Below are 21,522 nucleotides of genomic sequence, written 5' to 3' on the forward strand. Positions count from 1 at the left end.
ATACGTGTGGCTACTGAAGCCGCTGAGTGCAAGCATTAAATACGGTCTCCGTACTAGAGTAAGCATGCTGTTCAGGAACGCACGGTCAATTGCCTGCCGGTAACGGCATATTCCTGCCGTAGAGCAGAAGCCAAAACCCTCTTCGCTCCCGCCTCCCCATGCACTACCCGTATCTCTGTCGGCCACTCCTGCATTCCAGTCACAAACTCTACCAACCCTTTCTGATCCGCATGCGCCGAATAGCCGCCGATACTGGTGATGCCGGCGCGGATGTCGATGCGTTCGCCATCCAAATCTACATAGCCGCCCTTCGGGCCATAGGTTTGGATGGCATGCCCTGGAGTGCCCTTGGCCTGGTAACCGACAAACAAGACGTTGTGCCTTTTATCGCCCAGCATAGCTTTGAGGTAATTGACGATGCGACCACCACTACACATGCCGCCACCGGCTATAACGATAGTTGGGCGTGCGGTCTGGGCCAGATGGTTGACGATGCGTTGATGGTCGCTGTGGCTGTCTATCGTGATCAGTTGTTTGAAGGCCAGCGGGCGGCGCCCGGATTGGATGCGGTCGCGGGCCTCTTGGTTCCAGAACGGCTTGAGGCTTCGGTAGGCCTCGGTGAAGCGGCTGGCCAAAGGTGAGTCGAGAATGATGGGGAGTTCGGGCCAGTTTGTTTCGGGGTCTGGTTCCGCATTGATGTTGTCTGCCTTGCCCCTCACCCCGGCCTTCTTCCCAGAGGGGAGAGGGAGATGATCGGAGGTAGCCCTCTCCCCGAAAAAGAGAGGGGGTTGTACGGTGTTGGGGCGGGCCGATTGGATGATCTCTTCAAGTTCGTAGAGCAGCTCTTGGGTGCGGCCGATGCTGAATACGGGGATAAGGACCGTGCCTTGGTCTTCGAGTGCTTGCTCAATGACGGCTTCGAGTCGCTTTCGGCGGTTTTGCCGATCTTCATGGAGGCGATCGCCGTAGGTGCTTTCCAGCACCAGAATGTCGGCGCGCTCCGGTGATTCGGGCGGCATCAGGAACGGCGCGTGCGGCGCACCGAGGTCCCCGGAGAAGACTACACGCTTGCTCTCGATCTTTGTCTCGTCACGGCTGAAACCAAGTTTGAAGGCATCTTCCAGCACGATCGGCAGAAGTTTCGCGGATGGCTCGCTGCACAGGATGGGGCCATCGAAGCCTGCCGCAAGCAGGTAGGAAATGCGCCCAACGTGATCGATATGCACATGGGTGGCGACCAGCGCTTTTATCGTATCCAGCGGGAATTCAATGGCGAGGCGATCCGCGCCCAGCTCACCTGGGATCGATGCGTCGTTGCCCTGGAACAGGCCGCAGTCGATCAGCAGACTATTAGCCGCGTTCATGCGCAGTTGGTGGCAGGAGCCGGTTACGCCGTCCTTGGCGCCGTGATGTTCTATTTGCGGATAGTTCATGGTTATTCCTTTAACTAATAGCACTTAGTAAACGCTCCACCCTGGAGCACTCGACGCCCCCCGCTCAGCAACACCGCAACGGAATGCGACGAGCTTGCTTACGCCTGACTTGCGTTTCGGCCAACCATGAGTCGTATCAACGCGACAAATACGCCAAGCATCCCGCCTAGTACCAATCCAAGCGCAACAATCATCATCTTCTTGGGCTTGATCGGGGTTTGTGGTTGCTGGGCAGCACTGTCTAGCGTGAACACGGCGACGGCGCTGGGGTCGATCTCGATGGTATTCAGGAAGGACAACTCTTCCTGCAGGCTGCGTAGCTCTGGAATGAACGGATCATCAGATTTGCGCGCTTCCAAAACTTCAAGTTCAGCTTCGATGGCCTTGGCACCGCGCATATAGGTCAAGCTCCCATCGATAAACGCTGCCAGCTCATCGCTCGAAGACGTATGGCCCGCAGTCACTTGAGGCGTGATCATTCCGACTGCCTTGGCAACCACTAGCGCCTCTTGAAGCACAGCTATACGATCTTGGCGGCGTTGGGATGCGGTGCTGCGCAAGGACGCAATGCGGCGTTCGGTTGAGCGGATCCGGGTGTCTATCTCGCTCATGACGTTGCGTTGCATATCGCTCTTCGCCGCAGCCGAAGCGCGGCTGACAAGGTCGTTGACCCACGCAGCCGCTTGTTCTGGATCGTGATGCTCGACTTTCACTTCAAACATATTCGGCTGCTGCTTATCTGGCGCTTTGATAGAAAGCAGATCGTTGAACTTCGCCCAAAGGCGATCATCTGCCGCAGATTGGTCATCCGGCGGCAGGGATGGGAGATATACATCTCTGAAAAAAGCGCGACGCAACGACACTGAAGTCAAATTGCGTTTAAAAACGGCGTAGACATCGTCAGTCGAGAAGGTCTTCAGCAACCCCTCAGTTGAGTCATCTCGATCTGTTCTGTAGGCCGGCACGTTTCGCCCAGCGTTATAGGCGGTAATATTCGAAAGAAGTGGCGGCAAAACAGTCGCATGGGCTTCATATACGGGTCTCGCTAAATATGCATACGCAGCCGCGCATGCAGTTACGGCGATGGTTACCCCTATTATGATTAGCTTCTGTTTCCAGAGTCCCTTGAACAGTTCCACCAGATCGATTTCATCGTCCCGGCATGAATTTGGATGGGTGTCCTTGTCCTGCATGAATCTCTCCAGGGGATGCGCCTAAAAAAGGCGGAATCCTGCCATGGACGGGACTCAAAGCCAAATACAAATCTCATGCCTATCCGACAAAAGGAGAATTCAGGCTCAAGCTGCCTGAACGTCGAACTGTGAACCGTAGAGTGTCTTATTCGTCCTCGTTCACCCGATCACGCAGCTCTTTTCCCGGCTTGAAATGCGGAACGAATTTGCCATCGAGCGGGACGGATTGGCCGGTCTTGGGATTACGGCCGACGCGGGGCGCGCGGTAGTGAAGGGAGAAGCTGCCGAAGCCGCGGATCTCTATGCGGTCTCCGGTCGCTAATGCCTGGGCCATTTGCTCGAGCATGGTTTTGATTGCCAGCTCCACATCCTTGGACGAAAGCAGCCCCTGTTGGGTGACGATACGCTCGATCAACTCCGACTTGGTCATTGTTTTCCCTTCGTTTTCAAGCGGCTAGATCATTTGGGTTGCGGTCGTTTGTAGCATGTTGTTCAGAGTTTGAACAGCCTGAACGTTTGGGTCAGGTTTTTGGATTAGTGCAGGTCCGGACCTTTTGCTTTGGGCTGGTGGATCGGTGAAGAGCGATTCCCCTACCGTTCCGTCAGCGGTGCGTACGGCTCCGAGGACGATGGGTTTCATTTGCGTGGCCCAACCAACCGCATAAGCAGGCAACTACCGTAGGGTGGATGACGCTTTTTTCATCCACCATAAGCCGCAGCGGCGGCGTCGACTTGCTTGGTGGATCGGTGAAGCGTGATCCACCCTACCGTTCTGGCAGATAGCAGATACAAAAAGGGTGGACCGAAGTCCACCCGTTCTATAGCTGACGAGGCTTTGCCTCATCGCACCACTGCGGTTAAAGCATCAATCCTCGCGATAACGACGCAGCTTGAGCTGCTTGCCGCCGACGCGGGTGTCCTTGAGCTTGCCGAGCAGATGATCGAGGCCATCTTCCGGCAATTCGACCAGGCTGAAGCTATCGCGTACCTGGATGCGACCGATGGCTTCGCGGACCAGGCCGCCTTCGTTGAGGATGGCACCGAGCAGGTTACGCGCGGCGATGCCATCGCGAGCGCCCAACGGAGTGCGGCAGCGGGCGCGGCCTTCTGCCAACGGGATTGGAGCACGACGCTCGCGGTCACCGCTGCGCTCGGGACGATCGGAGCGCTCACGCGGACCACTGCTCGGGACCAATGGCTGCTCTTTTTCCACTTCTGCCAGAGTCAACGACTGGCCATTGGTAGCTTTGCGTAGCAGCGCAGCGGCCAAAGCACGCGGGCTGCAGCCGATATCGGCAATCAACTTGTCGAGCAGCTCGCCATGGCTGGCTTCGGCGTCAGCCACCAGCGGCGACAGGCTGTTGGTAAGCTTCTTGATGCGTGCGTCCAGTACCTGTTGGGCGTTGGGCAGACGAGCTTCGGCAACCTTTTGGTTAGTGACGCGCTCGATGACCTGCAGCATACGGCGCTCACGCGGAGTAACCAGCAGCAGTGCGCGACCTTCCCGGCCAGCACGACCGGTACGACCGATGCGGTGCACGTAGGATTCCGGATCGTAGGGCATGTCCACGTTGAACACGTGGGTGATGCGCGCTACGTCGAGACCGCGGGCGGCGACGTCGGTGGCGACGACGATGTCCAGACGACCATCCTTGAGCGACTCGATGACGCGCTCGCGCTGGTTCTGGGCGATATCGCCGTTCAGCGCAGCGGCTTTGTAGCCCTTGGCTTCCAGCGCAGCAGCCAGATCCAGTGTGGCCTGCTTGGTACGCACGAAGGCGATCAGTGCGTCGAAGTCTTCGACTTCCAGCAGGCGTAACACGGCACCGATCTTCTGGTCGGCATGGACCATCAGGTGCGCCTGCTCGATGCGGGCAACCGTCTGGGTCTTGGTGGCGACCTTGATGTGTTGCGGCTCGCGCAGGTGTTTCTCGGCGATGGCACGGATGGAATGCGGCAAGGTCGCGGAGAACAGCACGCTCTGGCGGCTTTCCGGCATGGCTTCGAAGATGACTTCGAGGTCGTCCATAAAGCCCAGTTTGAGCATTTCGTCGGCTTCGTCGAGCACAAGGAACTGAATGGTCGACAGCAGCGTGCCGTTGCGGCTCAGGTGGTCGACCAGACGGCCGGGGGTCGCGACGATGATCTGAGCGCCCTGGCGGATGGCCTTGAGCTGCGGACCCATCGGGGCACCACCGTAGACGGCGACAACGCCGACGCCGGGCATCTGCTTGGAATAGGTTTCGAATGCGGTGGCGACCTGGAGAGCCAGCTCGCGAGTCGGCGCAAGGATCAGTGCCTGCGGCTCACGCTTGGCTGGGTCGATCTTGGACAGAATGGGCAGCGCGAAAGCTGCGGTCTTGCCGGTGCCGGTCTGGGCCTGGCCGATCATGTCGTGGCCGCCGAGAATTACCGGGATAGCCTGGCTCTGGATCGCCGACGGCTCTTCGTAGCCCACTGCGATGACAGCAGCGAGTACGGATGGATGAATACCGAGTGCGGCAAAGCCGCCGATTTCCTGGGTCATGGGTCTTTTCCTGATGCTCCGCAAAGACCCATGTTCCGAAGCTGCGCATGCCATGCAAAACCCGAAGGTCACCCTGGCAGCCTGGTCGGCGGGGTTTGCGAAAACGTAATGAATGATGAATCGTCAAGGACAGCCGCGAAAGCGGACAGCAGCCGAAGCAGCGCTTCGTGTATTGCAGTACCTGAACGCAAGCTGAGTTTCAGCCGGCGCGTACTATACCGGAATTCTGTGAAGCTGTGCGCGCATTTTGTCTTGCGGGTTAAGTTTGTGGCGACTCGGCGGGAGACTGCGTTTTGCTTTGCTATGGCTGCGTTAAGTGTTGGGGTTGGTGCAAAGGCCGTAGGGTGAGCCGGGCGGCGTGAGGCTGCAATACCCTATCTTTAACTGGCTGGTCGTAGCGCATCGATTAGTGAATCCAGTGAATAACCAAGACGCGGTGCCAGGGTCGCGGCGCGCTCGCGCAAGGCGGCTATATCGAGCATCTGTTCCAGATCGGCGGGAACGAACAGGACGACATTGCCCTCCTTCACCGGGCACTCCCAATAATGACGGTGGAACAAGCCGCGCAGCAGGGCGGCACCGAGCGGTTTGTCTTCGTCAGTGCCCCACTGATTGATGATCAGCCAACCGTCTGGGTTCAGCTTCTGCTGACAGCGCTCGAGAAAGCGCCATGCCAGATGCGCCGCGGCCGGGCCCACATCGGTGTAGAGATCGACGAATATCAGATCGGCGGTTTCGGCCGAGTCGAGCAGTTCCACCGCGTCGCCAACACGAATGTAGAGCCGCGGATCGTTCTGCAGGCCCAAATAACGCATCGCCAACTCCGGCACATCTGGGCGCAACTCAATGGCCTCGACGTCTTCCAGCGGCAGAAATTCGAGGCACGCCTGGGTCAGCGTGCCGGCGCCCAGGCCGAGAAAGAGCGCGGTCTCCGGCGCCGGATTAAGCAGCCCGCCCATCAGCATGGCGCGGGTGTAGTCATACTCCAGCCAGCTTGGATCGCGCGTGAATACGCAGCTTTGCTCGACCGCCGCGCCGAATTCGAGAAACCGGTAATCACCCACTTCCAGCACACGGATCAGGCCAAAGGCATCGTTTACTTCGGCCAGCAACACTTCCTGCTTGTCCATTGCGCGCACTCCAAACCGGTCGGCGCATCTTAACAGCCCGATTAATGACGACTATCAGCGGCGACGCAGTGCATCAGGTAAAATCTGCGCACTTTTTCGTAGACGGAAGCAACTTCGATGAGCCAGGCCTGGAGTCCTACTAGCTGGAGAAACAAATCCATTCAGCAGCAGCCCGAGTACCCTGACGTCGAGCATCTCAAGCGCGTCGAAAGCACTCTCGCGAGCTTGCCTCCGCTGGTGTTTGCCGGCGAGGCACGGGAGTTGCGCCGACAGTTCGCAGAAGTGACCCAGGGGCGCGCCTTCCTTTTGCAGGGCGGGGACTGCGCGGAAAGCTTCGCCGAGTTTTCCGCACCGAAGATCCGCGACACCTTCAAGGTGTTGCTACAGATGGCTGTAGTCATGACCTTCGCCGCGGGCTGCCCGGTGATCAAGGTCGGGCGCATGGCCGGGCAATTCGCCAAGCCGCGCTCATCCGGCAACGAGACCATCGATGGCGTCACCCTGCCCGCCTACCGCGGTGATATCGTCAACGGCATCGATTTCGACGAGAAAAGCCGCGTACCGGACCCGGACCGTCTGCTCCAGGCTTATCACCAATCCACGTCCAGCCTGAACCTGTTGCGCGCCTTCGCCCAGGGCGGTTTCGCCGATCTGCATCAGGTGCACCAGTGGAACCTGGATTTCATCGCCAATTCGCAGATGGCCGAGAAGTATCACCAACTGAGTGAACGGATTGACCAAGCGCTGAGGTTTATGCGCGCCTGCGGGATGGACAACGCGCCGCAATTGCGCGAGACCAACTTCTTTACCGCTCACGAAGCCCTGTTGCTCAATTACGAGCAGGCGTTCGTGCGTCAGGACAGCCTCAGCGGCGGCTGGTACGACTGCTCCGCGCACATGCTGTGGATCGGTGACCGCACGCGGCAGTTGGACGGCGCGCATGTTGAATTCCTGCGAGGCGTGGGCAATCCGATTGGCGTCAAGGTCGGACCGAGCATGGACAGCGACGAGTTGATCCGCCTGATCGACATCCTCAACCCGGACAATGACCCGGGCCGTTTGAACCTGATCGTGCGCATGGGTGCGGACAAGGTCGAAGCAGGCTTGCCGCGACTGATCCAGACCGTGCAGGCCGAAGGCCGTCAGGTGCTGTGGAGCTCCGACCCGATGCACGGCAACACCATGAAGGCCTTTAGCGGATACAAAACACGCGATTTCGCAAGGGTATTGGCGGAGGTGCGCCAGTTCTTCGATGTGCATCGTGCCGAAGGCAGCTATCCAGGTGGCATTCATATCGAAATGACTGGGCAGAACGTCACCGAATGCATCGGCGGTTCGCGCCCGATCACTGAGGACGGGCTCTCCGACCGCTACCACACGCATTGCGACCCGCGGCTAAACGCCGATCAGTCACTGGAAATGGCGTTCATGATCGCCGAGACCCTGAAGCAGGTGCGGCCGAGCTAACAAGACAGCTCTAACCGGCATCGCTAGCCTCCCCTGCGCCCGGCCGCAGAGCTGCGACTTCGTAGGGTAGGCTTCAGCCCACCGGGGTTTAGAAAAGGTGGGCTGAAGCGGAACGCCGCCCGGCCCACCGGCCGGGATTAGAAAAAGGTGGGCTGAAGCCCACCCTACGCATCTGAAGCGGCGCCCGGCCCTCCCTACTCGTCGGTCGATAGGATCCGACACAGACGCAGAACCGCAACAAACCTCACTCTGCAAATAGGTATAGCCAGCGTGGTCTGTACGCCCCGCGCCCGGCCAGACAGCTTCGATTTTGTAGGGTGGGCTTCAGCCCACCGGGGTCCGCCCCGCGCGCCTGCCTGCGCGGCACGACGAGAGGCCGGCACTGCAACACGCAGTTCTGTCTAACACCTTATGCCGCATCGATATCGCTGCGATCGTCGCCAAGCGGCCAACCGAACATGCATAGCCAGCTATTAATTTGCCAGCTAATTAATCTGTTAGAATTCGCGCCGCATTTGACCCGGATCTCCTACGCCCTCTCGCAGCCGGGTCATCGAACAGAGGAAATCTTTCATGACCGATTCATCAGAGAATAAAGGAGCGGCCCTGGCGGCCTCCGTCGGCCTTTTTCTCGGCCCACTGCTCTTGTTGCTGTGCATCCTCACCGACCCGCCGGCTGAGCTCTCGGAGACCGCTTGGCTGACCGTCGGCATGGCGGCGCTGATGGCTGTCTGGTGGTCCACCGAAGCCATCCCGATTCCGGCAACCTCACTACTGCCGATCCTGCTGGTTCCCGTACTGGGTATCGATACTCTGGAAGCAGCTACAGCGCCTTATGCCAACGCGACGATCTTCCTATTCCTTGGCGGTTTTCTGCTCGGGCTGGCCATGCAGCGCTGGAACCTGCACAAGCGCATCGCCCTGGCTACGTTGCTGGCAGTCGGCAATGCGCCGAGCCGTCAGATCGCTGGGTTCATGATCGCCACCGCGTTCATCAGCATGTGGGTAAGCAACACCGCCACCAGCATTATGATGTTGCCCATCGGACTCTCGGTGATCGGTCTGCTGGTCGAAGGCAGCAGCGCACATGAACGTGAACGCTTCGCCACTGCCCTGCTGCTCGGTATTGCTTATGCCGCCAGCATCGGCGGTATCGCCACACTAATCGGCACGCCACCCAACGCATTGCTGGCCGCTTTCTTGCGCGAGAGCTACGACGTGCACATCGGCTTCGGCCAATGGATGTTGCTGGGCGTTCCGGTGAGTCTCGGCATGCTCATCTTTACCTGGTGGTGGCTAACGCGCGGCGGCTTCAATCTGTCAGGCCGTGACAGTCGGACAATGCTGGAGAAGGAGTTGGCCGATCTCGGCCCCATGTCGCATCCGGAAAAACTGGTCGCCACGGTGTTCCTGCTTGCTGCGCTGGCATGGATTTTCCAGCCACTGCTAGCCAACTACGTCGATGGCGTGAACGACACCAGCATCGCCATCGCCGCCGCGCTGGCCCTGTTTCTGATTCCTGCCAATCTGCGCGAGCGGACCTTCCTCATGGACTGGGAAACAGCCAACAAGCTGCCCTGGGGCGTGCTCTTGCTGTTTGGCGGTGGTCTGTCGCTGGCTGGCGTTATTGGCGCCTCCGGACTTGCGCAATGGATTGCACAGAGCCTCGGTGTTTTCGGCATGTTGCCGCTGATTCTGATGATTGGCCTGGTGGCGCTGGTGATCACCTTCTTGACCGAAATCACATCCAATACCGCGACCGCAGCCGCTTTCTTGCCATTGCTGGGCGCGCTTGCCGTGGCACAGGGCCTACCGCCGGAAATGCTGGCGATTCCCGCCGCCCTTGCCGCGAGCTGCGCATTCATGATGCCAGTGGCCACGCCGCCGAATGCCATCGTTTTCGGTACCGGCGAGATGCGAATCCAATCGATGATCAAGGCAGGGTTTGCCCTGAATATCTTCGGTGTCGTGCTGATTACGCTGCTCTGCTACGTAATGATCGGCTGGCTCTGGGCAAGCTGATCCAATTCATTTGGCATTCTTCGGGTGGCTTATCGTGAGGCGATATCCTTTCGATGCTGAAACGAAGAAGCCCGGCGCAAGGCCGGGCTTCTCATGCATCCGCGAGGACTGCGATCAGAAGTGAGAAACAGCCAATGCGCTCCGAGCCTGCCAGTAAGCGGAATTCAGAAAAAAACCCGGCATTTAGCCGGGTTTTTCGATCTCTGCGAGCGGCAATCAACCCTTGACGCGGGACTTGTACTCGCCGGTGCGGGTGTCGATCTCGATCGAGTCACCGATTTCGCAAAAGGCAGAAACCTGCAGTTCTGCACCGTTCTTCAGGCGAGCGGTCTTCATGACCTTGCCGGAGGTGTCGCCACGTACGGACGGCTCGGTGTAAACGATTTCGCGAACGATGGAAGTCGGCAATTCAACCGAGATGACCTTGTCGTTGTAGAACACGGCTTCGCAAACGTCGGTCATGCCGTCTTCGATGAAGGTCATCACACCTTCGAGGTCGTCTTTCTCGATTTCGTATTGATTGAACTCTTCGTCCATGAAGACGTACAGCGGGTCAGCGAAGTAGGAATAGGTCACTTCCTTGCGCTCGAGAATGACCGGCTCCAGCTTGTCGTCAGCCTTGTAGACAGTCTCGGTAGCCGAACCATTGAGCAGGTTCTTCAGTTTCATCTTGACTACGGCACTGTTGCGGCCGGACTTGTTGAATTCGGCTTTCTGGATAATCCAGGGTGCGCCGTTGATAACGGCCACTTGGCCAGCACGGAACTCTTGTGCGGTTTTCATACGAATATCCGAATGGAATTAGAGACAAAAAACAGGCCGCGTATCATAGCCAATCTGTGTAAAAAAACACCAGCTTTCCGGCCAGATCGCCGTTAGCGACCTGCCTGTGTGTCCAGCGCTCAGCATGGGCGTTCAGCTCGGCCTCGTATTGGAGCATCGCGGACCAGGCATCACCGCTGCCCTCGCCATCGTTCCAGGAGCGCCAGAAGTCACGCAGCGCGGCAGTGGGTGCTGGCGCCAGGTCGCGTACATAAAGTTCGAGGAAGGCGTTGAGCTTGTCCCAATGCGCGTCTTCTTCCTGCGGGTAGATGTGCCAGACCAGCGGACGCCCGGCCCATTGCGCGCGAATGAAGGATTCCTCTCCTCGCACCGCATTAAAATCGCAGCACCACAGGAGCATGTCGTACTGGTTTTGCGTCATGAACGGCAACACCGCGATTTGCAGCGCGCCACGGGCATGACGGTCGCCGGCGCGCAATTGGTCCAGCCCCAGCCAGTGAGCCACGTCACCCAGCACTCGCCCCTCCGGCACCAGCAACTGCGACGGGCGCGCATCGGCGGCCAATGCACCGAGCCATTCTGCGACGGCGGGATTTTCGTAGGCGAACAGCGAGATCAATCGAGCGCCGGACTGCACTGTCAGGTCGAAACTTTGCAGAAATGCTGCGCGAAGCACTGGATCGCTCTGGAATGCCTCCCGGCGAGCCAGCAAATCGCCCTCACGAATCAGCCCTCCGGTACCTTGTTCAAATCCTGGAAAGAAAAAGTACTTTTGCAAGCCATGCGGCTGCATCGAAGGCAGCGCATGGCAGCCCACGACCCAATCTTCGGCGCTCAGATACTCCAGGTTCAGCCAGAGGATACGACGCTCGCTTTCGGCCATCGCTTCTATATAGGCAGCGGGCAGTTGGCAGGCGAAAGCCTCGATCACCACGTCAGCTGGCTCGGCACCCGGCCACTCGGATGCCCAGTGCCGCACGTCGACGCCTTCATGCCATTGTTGACTGGCCGTGGCGCTGGTACCTGGGCAGAGCCGCGCAAAGGTATTCAGATCATCGACCCAAAGACGCACACGCTGACCATGCTCGGCGACCAGTTGCCGCGCCAGGCGCCAAGTCACACCGATGTCGCCATAATTGTCGACAACGACGCAGAAAATGTCCCAGCTCGCTTTGACAGACAAACCAACACTCCTTGAATGAAGACTTCAGGCTGTTGCGTGCCTGCAGGAAATCCTCGCAAAGAATACAGATTACGCATGTCTCTGGCCTGCAATCGCCGCGGGGGACGCCTCCTACAGTTTTTCGGCCACGTGCGCGCTGCTCTTGTAGGAGGCCCGACCTCGGGGCAAGCTTTATGCTTTTCGTGCACTGCAGATTTGCGATCGCCGTCGGCTATGCGGATCAAAAAGGCGTGCGGATTCGCTCGAGCTCGCAGAGGAGTCGCTGCACATCGAAGGATGAAGAAAGAGGAAGGAGATCGTCGTTATGGAGGTGAACCCTACCAGCCACACCCCGGCACACAATGTCACCGCTTCGGCTGCTCCCTTCCGGGCCTGACCGGGTTCACGGCTGATCGTTGCGGGGGGACCGGCAGGGCCCACCATAACAAAACCCGCCTGGCGGCGAGCGGCGCCATTGTACCGGCTTATTCCCAACTTACAACCAATCCATGCAAGCGCTAACGCATTGACTCGTCAGGCATAAGGACTGCACCGAAACACGTCCGCCAGATCGAATCAGTCGCATCCCACCGCCTGTCAGCCCGCACGTAAAAAAACACTATATGTGCCTTCCATCGGCCCGAACCCCTAGGCAAAAGTAACAGTCTGCTTGAGGATAGGAGCGCGTCAGCTGATGCCGTTTGCTCTCGAAACGGCAACAGGACCGAACGAACCAGCGCAGTTGTCACACAGCAGAAACTGGTGGCGCTATCGAAAGAGGTAAGCATGAGCAACGCTTCCATTGCCATTGTCGGCACCGGCATTGCAGGGCTCTCAGCCGCGCAGGCACTGCATGCGGCCGGACAGCCTGTCCAACTTTTCGACAAGAGTCGCGGCCTTGGCGGACGCCTGGCCAGCAAGCGTAGCGACGCGGGACATCTCGATCTCGGGACCCAGTATTTCACCGCTCGAGACCGGCGCTTCACCGAGACCGTGCACCAATGGCAGACTCAAGGCTGGGTTGCAGAATGGTCACCCAATCTTTACCAGTCCCGCAGCGGGCAGTTGTCACCCTCCACAGACGAGCAGCTTCGTTGGGTCGGCGTGCCGCGCATGAGCTCGATCGCCGTCGGCCTGCTTGGCGAGTTGCCGGCCACATTCGCCTGCCGCATCACTGACGTGTTCCGCGGCGAGGAGTACTGGACGCTGGTTGACGCCGAAGGCACCAACCACGGCCCGTTCAGCCAGGTCATCATCGCCATTCCCGCGCCACAGGCCAGCACGCTGCTCGCCTCTGCACCGAAGCTGGCCGCTGTCGCCGCCAGCGTCGCGATGGAGCCGACCTGGTCCGTCGCCCTAGGCTTCGCCAAACCGCTGGACACCAAGCTCGATGCCTGTTTCGTTCAGGACGACGCCCTGGATTGGCTAGCCCGCCACCACAGCAAACCCGGACGCGACGACCATCTCGATACCTGGGTATTGCATGCGACCAGCGCTTGGAGCCGTCAGCATCTCGATATGTCCAAGGAATCAGTGATCGAACAGTTGCACGGCGCATTTGCCGAACTGATCGACTGCGTTGTACCTGCCCCTGAATTTACCCTCGCCCATCGCTGGCTCTATGCGCGCCCGAGCCAGTCCCACGAATGGGGCGCCTTGGCCGATGCTCATCTCGGCTTGTACGCCTGCGGCGACTGGTGCTTGTCCGGCCGTGTCGAAGGTGCCTGGCTCAGCGGCCAGGAGGCGGCACGGCGATTACTGGAGCAGTTCTAGCCAGTCGCCCAAAACCACCTGCATTGGCAACACTGCGTTGCCGCGACTCGGTTAGCCCAGCGCCGTATCAAGGAACATCATCACCGCAAAACCGCCCATCAAACCGACCGTAGCGGGCGTCTGATGGCCATTACGGTGGGTTTCGGGGATCACCTCATGCGAGACCACGAAGATCATGGCGCCAGCGGCCAATCCGAGGCTGACCGGATAGGCGATGGCCAAACCGCTGGATATGCCCAAACCTACCAGAGCCCCGAGTGGCTCCATTAAGCCCGATGCGGCGGCGACCAGAATCGCACGCCAGGCGGAGAGACCGGTGGTCCGCAACGCCAACGCAACGGCCAACCCCTCGGGAATATCCTGAATGGCAATTGCCGTTGTAAGCGGCAGGCCAACTTCCATATCGCCCTTGGAGAAGCTCACGCCGATCGCCATGCCCTCCGGAACGTTATGCAGGATGATCGCAAAGACGAACAACCAGACCCGACTCATGCGCTGATGATCCGGGCCAAAGGCACCCGCGCTTTCATGCTCATGCGGCGTGAAATAGTCCAGCCCGAGCATCAGCAGTACGCCAAACCCGAGCCCTACCACTACAGTCAATGCTGCAGCAGGGCCGCTGCCAAAAAGATCCCTGGCAGCGGCAAGACCTGGAAGGATCAGCGAAAACGAACTGGCCGCGAGCATCATCCCGGCCGCGAAGCCAAGCATGCTGTCCTGGGTGCGAGTAGAAATATTACCCAGCGCAATCGCCATCAGCGCTCCCAGCGCTGTCGCAGCAAAGCCTGCCGTACCGCCGAGTAACCCGTAGCGAATGTTGCTTTCGTCGCCATTCTGGAGCGCGTTGTAGCCACTCGCCCCAAGCAGCAGCAACACAACCAGGACAGTGCCGACGAGCCCCACCGCAATAATGGGATTTGCCTGTGCGTGGGCGATCCATGCCGAGCGCAACGTCGCTGCAGCGCTTTGAGTACTTGCCATGATGACGGCCCCGATGTGTAAGTTTGTCGCCGTCCGTAGCGGACCCAGGACCTGCCGAGCGGTAGATCAACCTGCCTGCAGTACACCTAGCCCATACGACGCGAACATCTAATCCATATGACCGTAACCGGCTCGCTGAGTTTTGAAGAATGAGACAACGCAGACCCTGGCAAGGCGCCAGCAGCTTCGCGAATATTGAAATGGGAAATGAAGTTCCGCGCGGTGTCGTGTCGCGACAGCGATTCCGGAATTACAGGCACAAAAAAAGCGACTCTAGGTCGCTTTCTTTATGCTTTCGATTGGCTTAACGGCCTTTCGCAAGCGAATTTGGAGCGGGAAACGAGACTCGAACTCGCGACCCCGACCTTGGCAAGGTCGTGCTCTACCAACTGAGCTATTCCCGCGCTATCTACAACAAAAAGTGGCGTCCCCTAGGGGACTCGAACCCCTGTTACCGCCGTGAAAGGGCGGTGTCCTAGGCCACTAGACGAAGGGGACGCAGCCCGGAAACTACAGCTTTCTTCCGGCTTCCAGCGCCTGCGATGTGCTTCACGCTGCAAGTGGCGCGCATTCTATGGAGGACATGAATAACCGTCAAGCGCCATCTGAAATTTTTTTAAACGAAGAATTCCGAAGCCGCGTCGAGCTATCAGCTTGCTATCTAACGCTCTACACTCGACAAAAAACCGCCCGATAGAGAGGTGCGTCCCGTGTCCCCGGTTCTGATTGCAGGATTGGTCATTGCTGGCCTGTTCATATTGATAGCGATTGGCTTCATCAACCAGATCGTCGAAAAGAACAATCTGGAAAAGGCTCGCATGCGAGCCGAGCTCAACGACCGAATACGTCGCTGCGCCAATCTTTCCGACAGCATTCCAGGGCAGATGATGAGCCCTGCACTCAAGCTGATGCTGGCGAGGCTCGAGCTGCACCTGGGCGAACGGCTATTGCCATTGGACAAGAAGAACTCCGCCATTACGGCCCGCGTCGAACTGCTGCGCAACGCCGTTGCCAAGGGCGATGAGATTCCGGTGCAGAACAGCCCGGTGAAAATTCTCACCGAGGCCCAGGCCAAAGAGGTTCGCCTGCTGCTGGAAGACCTACACGCACAAGTCATCTGGGCCAACAAGCAGGGTCAGCTCGATACGAACGCGGCCAAACGCTGGTTGCACCAGATCCAGCGGATGATGGTGATGTTACACATAGAGTATTTCACCAACATCGGACAGCAGGCCCTGCGGCAGGGAAGCGCGCACAAGGCACGCCTCGCCTTCGAGCGCGGCATTCAATACATCCGCAAGCAATCCAACCAGACGGATTACCAGACCCAGCTGCAACAGCTAGAAGCGAGCTACACCCACGCGAATCAACTCGAGCAGACGCAACACCAACCGAAGCTTGACGAACCCAATGAGCTGGCAGAAGGTCTGAAGAACTTCGAAAATGAAGACGACTGGAAGAAGAACAATATCTACTAGCAGGTCGTTGAAAATGTAGGCGAGGCAACCCAAACAACGCGCCAACTCGGGATGCGGATGCATTCTCCCTTGCGGCTGCCACCCTATACCCAGCAATGCCTTGGAGAATCTCTATGTCCTTGACTGTATTTGGCGCCCCGCTGTCGCCATTCGTTCGCAAAGTCCGCCTGTGCCTACTAGAGAGGGGCCTGGACTATCAGCTCGAAATGGTTATGCCGTTCACGCCACCAGAATGGTATCTACAGCTCAATCCCCTCGGACGTATCCCAGCCTTCAAGGACGGTGAGCTCTGTCTCGCTGATTCCAGCGTGATCTGCCAATACCTCGAAGAAGCCTACGAAAACACCGCGCGGCTCTACGGAAACAACGCAGCACAACGCGCACAGGTACGCTGGCTGGAAAAATACGCCGACTATGAACTTGCTCCGCTGACGACTTTCGGCGTATTTCGCAATCGGATACTGAAGCCGAGCTCGGGCCACCCGTGCAACGAAGAAAGCGTCCAGGCAGCACTGAACGAAAAGCTGCCGCCGCACTTTGATTACCTTGAGCGGCAACTGGGCGAAAACGATTATTTCATCGGCAGTCAACTCTCGATGGCCGATATCGCTTTCGCCTGCCAGTTGATCAACATGGAACACGGCGGCGAAGTGGTCGATGCGGGGCGCTGGCCAGCGCTTGCAGCTCACTTTGCGCGAATGAAGGCGCTCGTTTCAGTGCAAAACCTACTGCCAGGCGAACAGCGCATGACCGCCAAGCTCATCGAAATGGGTAAGAGCGCGAAGCAGCCCAGCTAACTCACTGCAACGGCGTTCACGAGTTACCTGGCGCCTGTCCAGCGCCTCAGAGCAAACGAATTCCCACCCACTGCCGCGCGAACTGGTAGGCGCAACGGCCGTTGCGATTGCCCCGTGCGGTAGCCCAGCGAATCGCGTCCTTCTCCAGCGCTTCATCCCAGCTCCAGCTGAGCCCGGCCTGCTCGGCCAGCGACCCGATCCAGTGCCGCACTACATTCAGGTAATGTTCCTGACTGAAGGGATAGAACGAAAGCCAGAGGCCGAAGCGGTCAGACAGCGCAATCTTGTCTTCAACCGCTTCATTGGGATGCAGCTCACCGTCGATCATCTGCCAGTTCTCGTTATCGCTCTGGCGTTCCGGCACCAGATGCCGACGATTGGACGTGGCGTACAGCAGTACATTTTCCGGCGCTCGCTCCAGGGAGCCGTCCAACACGCTTTTCAACACACGGTAATCGCCTTCACCCGCCTCGAATGACAGGTCGTCGCAGAACACCACGAAATGTTGCGACTGCCCGGCAAGCTGCTCGACTACTTTCGGCAGATCAGCCAGATGATCGCGCTCGATCTCGATCAGGCGCAGACCCGCTGGCGCATGCTCGGCCAGTAGCGCTCGAATCAGCGAAGACTTGCCAGTTCCCCGCGAGCCCCAGAGCAGCACGTGGTTGGCTGGTAGGCCAGCCACGAACTGGCGGGTATTGTTCGACAGCAACTCGCGCTGCCGGTCAATGCCGATCAGGTCAGCCAGATTCAGATCGAGCGATACGCTCAACGGCTGTAGATAGCCGCCCTGCCCCTCGCGGTGCCAACGTGCGGCCAGGCTGCTGGCCCAGTCTATCGATGCGCGCGGCGACGGCAACAAGGGCTCCAGGCGCGTGATCAGCGCATCGGCGCGCTGCAAGAAGGCTTTCAGCTCGGCATCCATTCAACGACTCCAAAATACATATACGGATAAATGTGGCCCGCGCCGCCAGGTTTTCACCGCGAGCTTAAAGGCGAGATTCGATATGCGTTACCAACGCCTCCGGCGGCGTCCGCGACGAGAAGCGCTCAATGGAGCGCCCCTCATCGGCAATCAGGAACTTGGTGAAATTCCACTTGATCGCCTTGCTGCCAAGCAGACCCGGCGCACGCTTTTTCAGTTGGACGAATAATGGATGTGCATCGCCGCCATTGACCTGGACCTTGGCGAACAACGGGAAGCTGACACCGAAGTTGCGCTCGCAGAATGTGGCGATCTGTTCCTCGTCGCCCGGCTCCTGCCGGCCGAACTGATCGCAGGGAAACCCGAGCACCACCAACCCCTGTTCCGCATAGCGCCTCCATAGCGCTTCCAACCCCTTGTATTGCGGCGTGAAACCACACTGGCTGGCTGTATTGACCACCAGCAGCACCTTACCGCCAAAATCGGCCAGAGTTTTCGCCTGACCATCAATGGAAATGCAGGGAATTTCTAACAGCGGATCGCGCATGATTGGTGTCCCGATGGCTGCATTGCGGATGCCGATCAGGCTTCACGCGGCTTGTGGTTGAGAGACGCTGAATTGATGCAATAGCGCAGGCCGGTCGGAGCCGGGCCGTCTGGGAAAACATGGCCGAGATGCGCATCGCAGCGCGAGCATTTGACCTCAATACGATGCATACCGTGGCTGAAGTCGTCGACGCTTGAGATAGCCGTATCGCTGACGGGCTGGAAGTAGCTGGGCCAGCCACAGCCGGAGTCGAACTTAGCATCCGAGTCGAACAACGGTGCGTCGCAGCAGGCGCAATGATAGATACCGGGCGTCTTGGTCTCGTTGTATTTGCCGGTGAACGGGCGTTCGGTCGCACCCAGTCGGCAGACCTGAAACTGCTCGTCGGAGAGTTCTTCACGCCAGGTTTCGAGCGGTTTTTCAAGCTTGTCCATCGGTACACCTCGTGATCTTAAAAAAGGCGGATCTGTACCTTTTCCGGTGGTCGGGCCGCACGTATGATGCGTTGCTCTTAGACGCCTAGTCTGGCAGCGGGGTTTCAGACTGCCAAGGCTCTCGGGCTCATGCCAAACGTCGCCAACCATAACGAGTCTGGCGCGTCTTCACTTCGGGACACTCAGGATCATGCAGGTCAGCAAATCGAACAAGCTCGCCAATGTCTGCTACGACATCCGCGGGCCGGTGCTCAAGCACGCCAAACGCCTGGAAGAGGAAGGTCATCGCATCCTCAAGCTGAATATCGGCAATCCGGCGCCGTTCGGTTTCGAAGCCCCCGAAGAAATCCTTCAGGACGTCATCCGCAACCTGCCCACCGCGCAAGGCTATAGCGATTCCAAAGGCCTCTTCAGCGCGCGCAAGGCCATCATGCAGTACTACCAGCAGAAGCAGGTAGAAGGCGTGACCATCGAAGACATCTACCTCGGCAACGGTGTGTCCGAGCTGATCGTGATGTCCATGCAGGCGCTTCTGAACAATGGCGACGAAGTGCTGATTCCAGCGCCAGATTACCCGTTGTGGACGGCTGCCGTGAGCCTGGCAGGCGGCAAGCCGGTGCATTACCTCTGCGACGAGCAAGCCAACTGGTGGCCGGATCTGGCGGATATCAAGGCCAAGATCACGCCGAACACCAAGGCACTGGTACTGATCAACCCGAACAACCCGACCGGTGCAGTCTACCCGCGCGAAGTGCTGGAAGGCATGGTCGAACTGGCGCGTCAGCACAAGCTGGTACTGTTCTCCGACGAAATCTACGACAAGATTCTCTATGACGACGCGGTGCATATCTGCACCGCATCGCTGGCGCCGGACGTCCTTTGCCTGACCTTCAACGGCCTGTCCAAATCCTATCGGGTCGCCGGCTTTCGCTCCGGCTGGGTGGTGATTTCGGGACCCAAGCACAAGGCGCAGAGCTATATCGAGGGCATCGACATACTGGCTAATATGCGCCTGTGTGCCAACGTGCCGTCACAACACGCCATTCAGACCGCACTTGGCGGGTATCAGAGCATCAACGATCTGGTCCTGCCGCCAGGCCGTCTGCTGGAGCAGCGCAACCGCACCTGGGAACTGCTCAATGACATTCCCGGCATCAGTTGCGTCAAGCCGATGGGCGCGCTCTACGCCTTCCCCCGAATCGATCCGAAGATATGCCCGATCCATAACGACGAGAAGTTCGTACTCGATCTGTTGCTGTCCGAAAAGCTGCTGATCGTTCAGGGCACCGCGTTCAATTGGCCATGGCCGGATCACTTCCGTGTGGTCACGCTGCCGCGGGTGGACGATCTCGAACAGGCAATCGGCCGCATCGGTAACTTCCTCAAGACCTACAGCCAGTAGCGACTCCATGGATTTGCAGATCGACGATTTCTACCGGGACGCCGCCGCCGGCCTGCTGTTGCTCTATCAGGCGTTCCCTCGGAAAGTCACGCTATACGTCGAAGACCTGATCGGTCTGGAAGAACCAGACGAGTTCGGCCTGCCCAGCAAGCGGCATCAGAGCTGTCTGGGAGCGCTCCTGTGGCTGGCCGATGAAGGTTATCTGCGATTCGAGAGCACTATCCAACATCAAGCAATCGACCAAACCGCTCTCACCGAGAAGGCATTTCTGCGCTTATCGAGCAGCGTGCCTGAAGCAATGACCAGTAACGAATCGCTACCTCCGAGCGTGCGTCGGGTTCATTCCAGCCTCGCCCATCAACTTCGTCAGGCGCTACGCGACGGCCACAGCGAACAGCTTGCGCAGCTGACCCGTCAACTGTTAGGCAGCACGCTAACAGCCAACACCGAGCGCGCCCGCGCCACAGGCGACATAGCTTGAAATAGTCGCCCGGTTGAATAGCGCCGAGCAGCACCTTATATAGCCTATCGTTCTTTACTGTTCCCCTTGGAGTCTGCCGCAACATGATGCGCATTTTCTTGTTCCTGGCCACCAACCTGGCTGTACTGGTCGTTGCCAGCATCACCCTGAAGCTGCTTGGGGTGGATCGCTACACGGGTCAGAACTACGGCAGTCTGCTGATTTTCTGCGCCGTCTTCGGCTTCGCCGGTGCACTGGTTTCGCTGTTCATCTCCAAGTGGATGGCGAAAATGAGCACCCGTACCGAAATCATCAGCCAGCCTCGTACTCGTCACGAACAATGGCTGCTGCAAACCGTCGAGCAGCTCTCTCGCGAAGCTGGTATCAAGATGCCGGAAGTGGGTATTTTCCCCGCCTACGAAGCCAACGCCTTCGCAACCGGCTGGAACAAGAACGACGCGCTGGTCGCTGTCAGCCAGGGCCTGCTCGAGCGCTTTTCGCCAGATGAAGTCAAAGCTGTATTGGCTCACGAGATCGGCCACGTCGCGAACGGCGATATGGTGACCCTTGCCCTGATTCAGGGGGTGGTGAATACCTTTGTCATGTTTTTCGCGCGGATCTTCGGCAGCTTCGTAGATCGGGTGATCCTGAAGAACGAAGACGGTCATGGCATTGGCTACTTCGTCGCGACAATCTTCGCTGAGCTGGTGCTGGGCATTCTCGCCAGCATAGTGGTCATGTGGTTCTCGCGTAAACGCGAGTTTCGCGCTGATGAAGCAGGGGCGCAATTGGCTGGCACCACCGCGATGATCGGCGCGCTACAGCGGCTACGTACCGAACAGGGCGTACCGGTGGATATGCCGGACAGCCTCAAAGCCTTCAGCATCAACGGCGCCTTGCGTAATGGCCTGGCTGGACTGTTGATGACTCACCCGTCTTTGGAAGATCGTATCGAAGCGCTGCGTCAGCGCGGCTGAGCCAACGGGCATCAACTCCTGCAATAAATGA

Annotated in this window: 19 protein-coding genes, 2 tRNA genes and 1 other RNA gene; 8 read left to right on the forward strand and 14 right to left on the reverse strand. The window is 58.6% G+C overall.

Annotated features, from left to right (window positions below; all coding sequences use genetic code 11):
• Positions 1 to 71: 71 nt before the first annotated feature.
• The 5 genes from NAV33_RS11985 to NAV33_RS12005 form a co-directional block, all read right to left on the reverse strand.
• A complete protein-coding gene (locus NAV33_RS11985; RefSeq protein WP_255980288.1) occupies positions 72 to 1,433 on the reverse strand; it encodes an MBL fold metallo-hydrolase in 1,362 nt (453 codons plus the stop codon).
• Positions 1,434 to 1,531: 98 nt separating this feature from the next.
• Positions 1,532 to 2,626, reverse strand: coding sequence for an LPS O-antigen chain length determinant protein WzzB (locus NAV33_RS11990; RefSeq protein WP_255980290.1), 1,095 nt, complete (start codon positions 2,624 to 2,626; stop codon positions 1,532 to 1,534).
• A gap of 145 nt (positions 2,627 to 2,771) precedes the next feature.
• Positions 2,772 to 3,056, reverse strand: a complete 285-nt coding sequence (ihfB, locus tag NAV33_RS11995; RefSeq protein WP_019340642.1) for an integration host factor subunit beta — start codon at positions 3,054 to 3,056, stop codon at positions 2,772 to 2,774.
• A gap of 435 nt (positions 3,057 to 3,491) precedes the next feature.
• Entirely contained in the window at positions 3,492 to 5,153 is a 1,662-nt protein-coding gene (locus NAV33_RS12000; protein ID WP_272887340.1) for a DEAD/DEAH box helicase, read from the reverse strand.
• Positions 5,154 to 5,533: 380 nt separating this feature from the next.
• Positions 5,534 to 6,283: a spermidine synthase gene (locus tag NAV33_RS12005; protein ID WP_255980292.1), complete on the reverse strand. Its 750-nt coding sequence runs from the start codon at positions 6,281 to 6,283 to the stop codon at positions 5,534 to 5,536.
• A 117-nt stretch (positions 6,284 to 6,400) separates the two neighbouring features.
• Between NAV33_RS12005 and NAV33_RS12010 the strand changes: the two genes are divergently transcribed.
• Positions 6,401 to 7,750, forward strand: a complete 1,350-nt coding sequence (locus tag NAV33_RS12010) for a class II 3-deoxy-7-phosphoheptulonate synthase (RefSeq protein WP_255980294.1) — start codon at positions 6,401 to 6,403, stop codon at positions 7,748 to 7,750.
• 573 nt (positions 7,751 to 8,323) lie between these two features.
• Positions 8,324 to 9,772: an SLC13 family permease gene (locus NAV33_RS12015; RefSeq protein WP_255980296.1), complete on the forward strand. Its 1,449-nt coding sequence runs from the start codon at positions 8,324 to 8,326 to the stop codon at positions 9,770 to 9,772.
• Positions 9,773 to 9,988: 216 nt separating this feature from the next.
• Here NAV33_RS12015 and efp read toward each other — a convergent pair whose 3' ends face one another.
• The 3 genes from efp to ffs form a co-directional block, all read right to left on the reverse strand.
• Positions 9,989 to 10,555: an elongation factor P gene (efp, locus tag NAV33_RS12020; protein WP_255980298.1), complete on the reverse strand. Its 567-nt coding sequence runs from the start codon at positions 10,553 to 10,555 to the stop codon at positions 9,989 to 9,991.
• 43 nt (positions 10,556 to 10,598) lie between these two features.
• Entirely contained in the window at positions 10,599 to 11,738 is a 1,140-nt protein-coding gene (gene earP, locus NAV33_RS12025; protein WP_255980300.1) for an elongation factor P maturation arginine rhamnosyltransferase EarP, read from the reverse strand.
• Between the two features lie 315 nt (positions 11,739 to 12,053).
• Positions 12,054 to 12,150, reverse strand: an RNA gene (gene ffs, locus NAV33_RS12030) — signal recognition particle sRNA small type.
• Between the two features lie 353 nt (positions 12,151 to 12,503).
• Between ffs and NAV33_RS12035 the strand changes: the two genes are divergently transcribed.
• A complete protein-coding gene (locus NAV33_RS12035; RefSeq protein ID WP_255980302.1) occupies positions 12,504 to 13,490 on the forward strand; it encodes an NAD(P)/FAD-dependent oxidoreductase in 987 nt (328 codons plus the stop codon).
• A gap of 51 nt (positions 13,491 to 13,541) precedes the next feature.
• Here the strand turns inward: NAV33_RS12035 and NAV33_RS12040 are convergent, their stop codons facing one another.
• The 3 genes from NAV33_RS12040 to NAV33_RS12050 form a co-directional block, all read right to left on the reverse strand.
• Positions 13,542 to 14,471 carry a ZIP family metal transporter gene (locus tag NAV33_RS12040; protein ID WP_255980304.1) on the reverse strand — a complete coding sequence of 310 codons (930 nt, stop codon included), beginning with the start codon at positions 14,469 to 14,471 and terminating at the stop codon, positions 13,542 to 13,544.
• 328 nt (positions 14,472 to 14,799) lie between these two features.
• Positions 14,800 to 14,875, reverse strand: a tRNA-Gly gene (locus NAV33_RS12045).
• 18 nt (positions 14,876 to 14,893) lie between these two features.
• A tRNA-Glu gene (locus NAV33_RS12050) sits at positions 14,894 to 14,969 on the reverse strand.
• 212 nt (positions 14,970 to 15,181) lie between these two features.
• Between NAV33_RS12050 and NAV33_RS12055 the strand changes: the two genes are divergently transcribed.
• Positions 15,182 to 15,949 (forward strand): hypothetical protein, encoded by a 768-nt coding sequence (locus NAV33_RS12055; RefSeq protein WP_255980306.1) that lies wholly within the window; start codon positions 15,182 to 15,184, stop codon positions 15,947 to 15,949.
• Positions 15,950 to 16,062: 113 nt separating this feature from the next.
• A complete protein-coding gene (locus tag NAV33_RS12060; protein ID WP_255980308.1) occupies positions 16,063 to 16,746 on the forward strand; it encodes a glutathione S-transferase family protein in 684 nt (227 codons plus the stop codon).
• Between the two features lie 46 nt (positions 16,747 to 16,792).
• On the opposite strand, the gene NAV33_RS12065 is transcribed toward NAV33_RS12060, so the two are convergent.
• The 3 genes from NAV33_RS12065 to msrB all read right to left on the reverse strand — a co-directional run bounded on the left by NAV33_RS12065 (position 16,793) and on the right by msrB (position 18,652).
• A complete protein-coding gene (locus NAV33_RS12065; RefSeq protein WP_255980310.1) occupies positions 16,793 to 17,671 on the reverse strand; it encodes an ATP-binding protein in 879 nt (292 codons plus the stop codon).
• A gap of 64 nt (positions 17,672 to 17,735) precedes the next feature.
• Positions 17,736 to 18,218, reverse strand: coding sequence for a glutathione peroxidase (locus NAV33_RS12070; protein WP_255980312.1), 483 nt, complete (start codon positions 18,216 to 18,218; stop codon positions 17,736 to 17,738).
• A gap of 35 nt (positions 18,219 to 18,253) precedes the next feature.
• On the reverse strand, positions 18,254 to 18,652 hold the full coding sequence (msrB, locus tag NAV33_RS12075; protein WP_255980314.1) for a peptide-methionine (R)-S-oxide reductase MsrB: 399 nt from the start codon (positions 18,650 to 18,652) through the stop codon (positions 18,254 to 18,256).
• A 190-nt stretch (positions 18,653 to 18,842) separates the two neighbouring features.
• Here msrB and NAV33_RS12080 point away from each other — a divergent pair, with 190 nt between their 5' ends.
• The 3 genes from NAV33_RS12080 (at position 18,843) to htpX (ending at position 21,491) form a co-directional block, all read left to right on the forward strand.
• On the forward strand, positions 18,843 to 20,054 hold the full coding sequence (locus NAV33_RS12080) for a pyridoxal phosphate-dependent aminotransferase (RefSeq protein ID WP_255980316.1): 1,212 nt from the start codon (positions 18,843 to 18,845) through the stop codon (positions 20,052 to 20,054).
• A 7-nt stretch (positions 20,055 to 20,061) separates the two neighbouring features.
• Positions 20,062 to 20,535, forward strand: coding sequence for a hypothetical protein (locus NAV33_RS12085; protein ID WP_255980318.1), 474 nt, complete (start codon positions 20,062 to 20,064; stop codon positions 20,533 to 20,535).
• 83 nt (positions 20,536 to 20,618) lie between these two features.
• Positions 20,619 to 21,491, forward strand: coding sequence for a protease HtpX (gene htpX, locus NAV33_RS12090; protein ID WP_255980320.1), 873 nt, complete (start codon positions 20,619 to 20,621; stop codon positions 21,489 to 21,491).
• The last annotated feature ends 31 nt before the right edge of the window (positions 21,492 to 21,522 follow it).

Origin of the sequence: Stutzerimonas stutzeri, assembly GCF_024448715.1 — a bacterium.
In the GTDB taxonomy this organism is placed as follows: Bacteria; Pseudomonadota; Gammaproteobacteria; order Pseudomonadales; family Pseudomonadaceae; genus Stutzerimonas; species Stutzerimonas stutzeri_AR.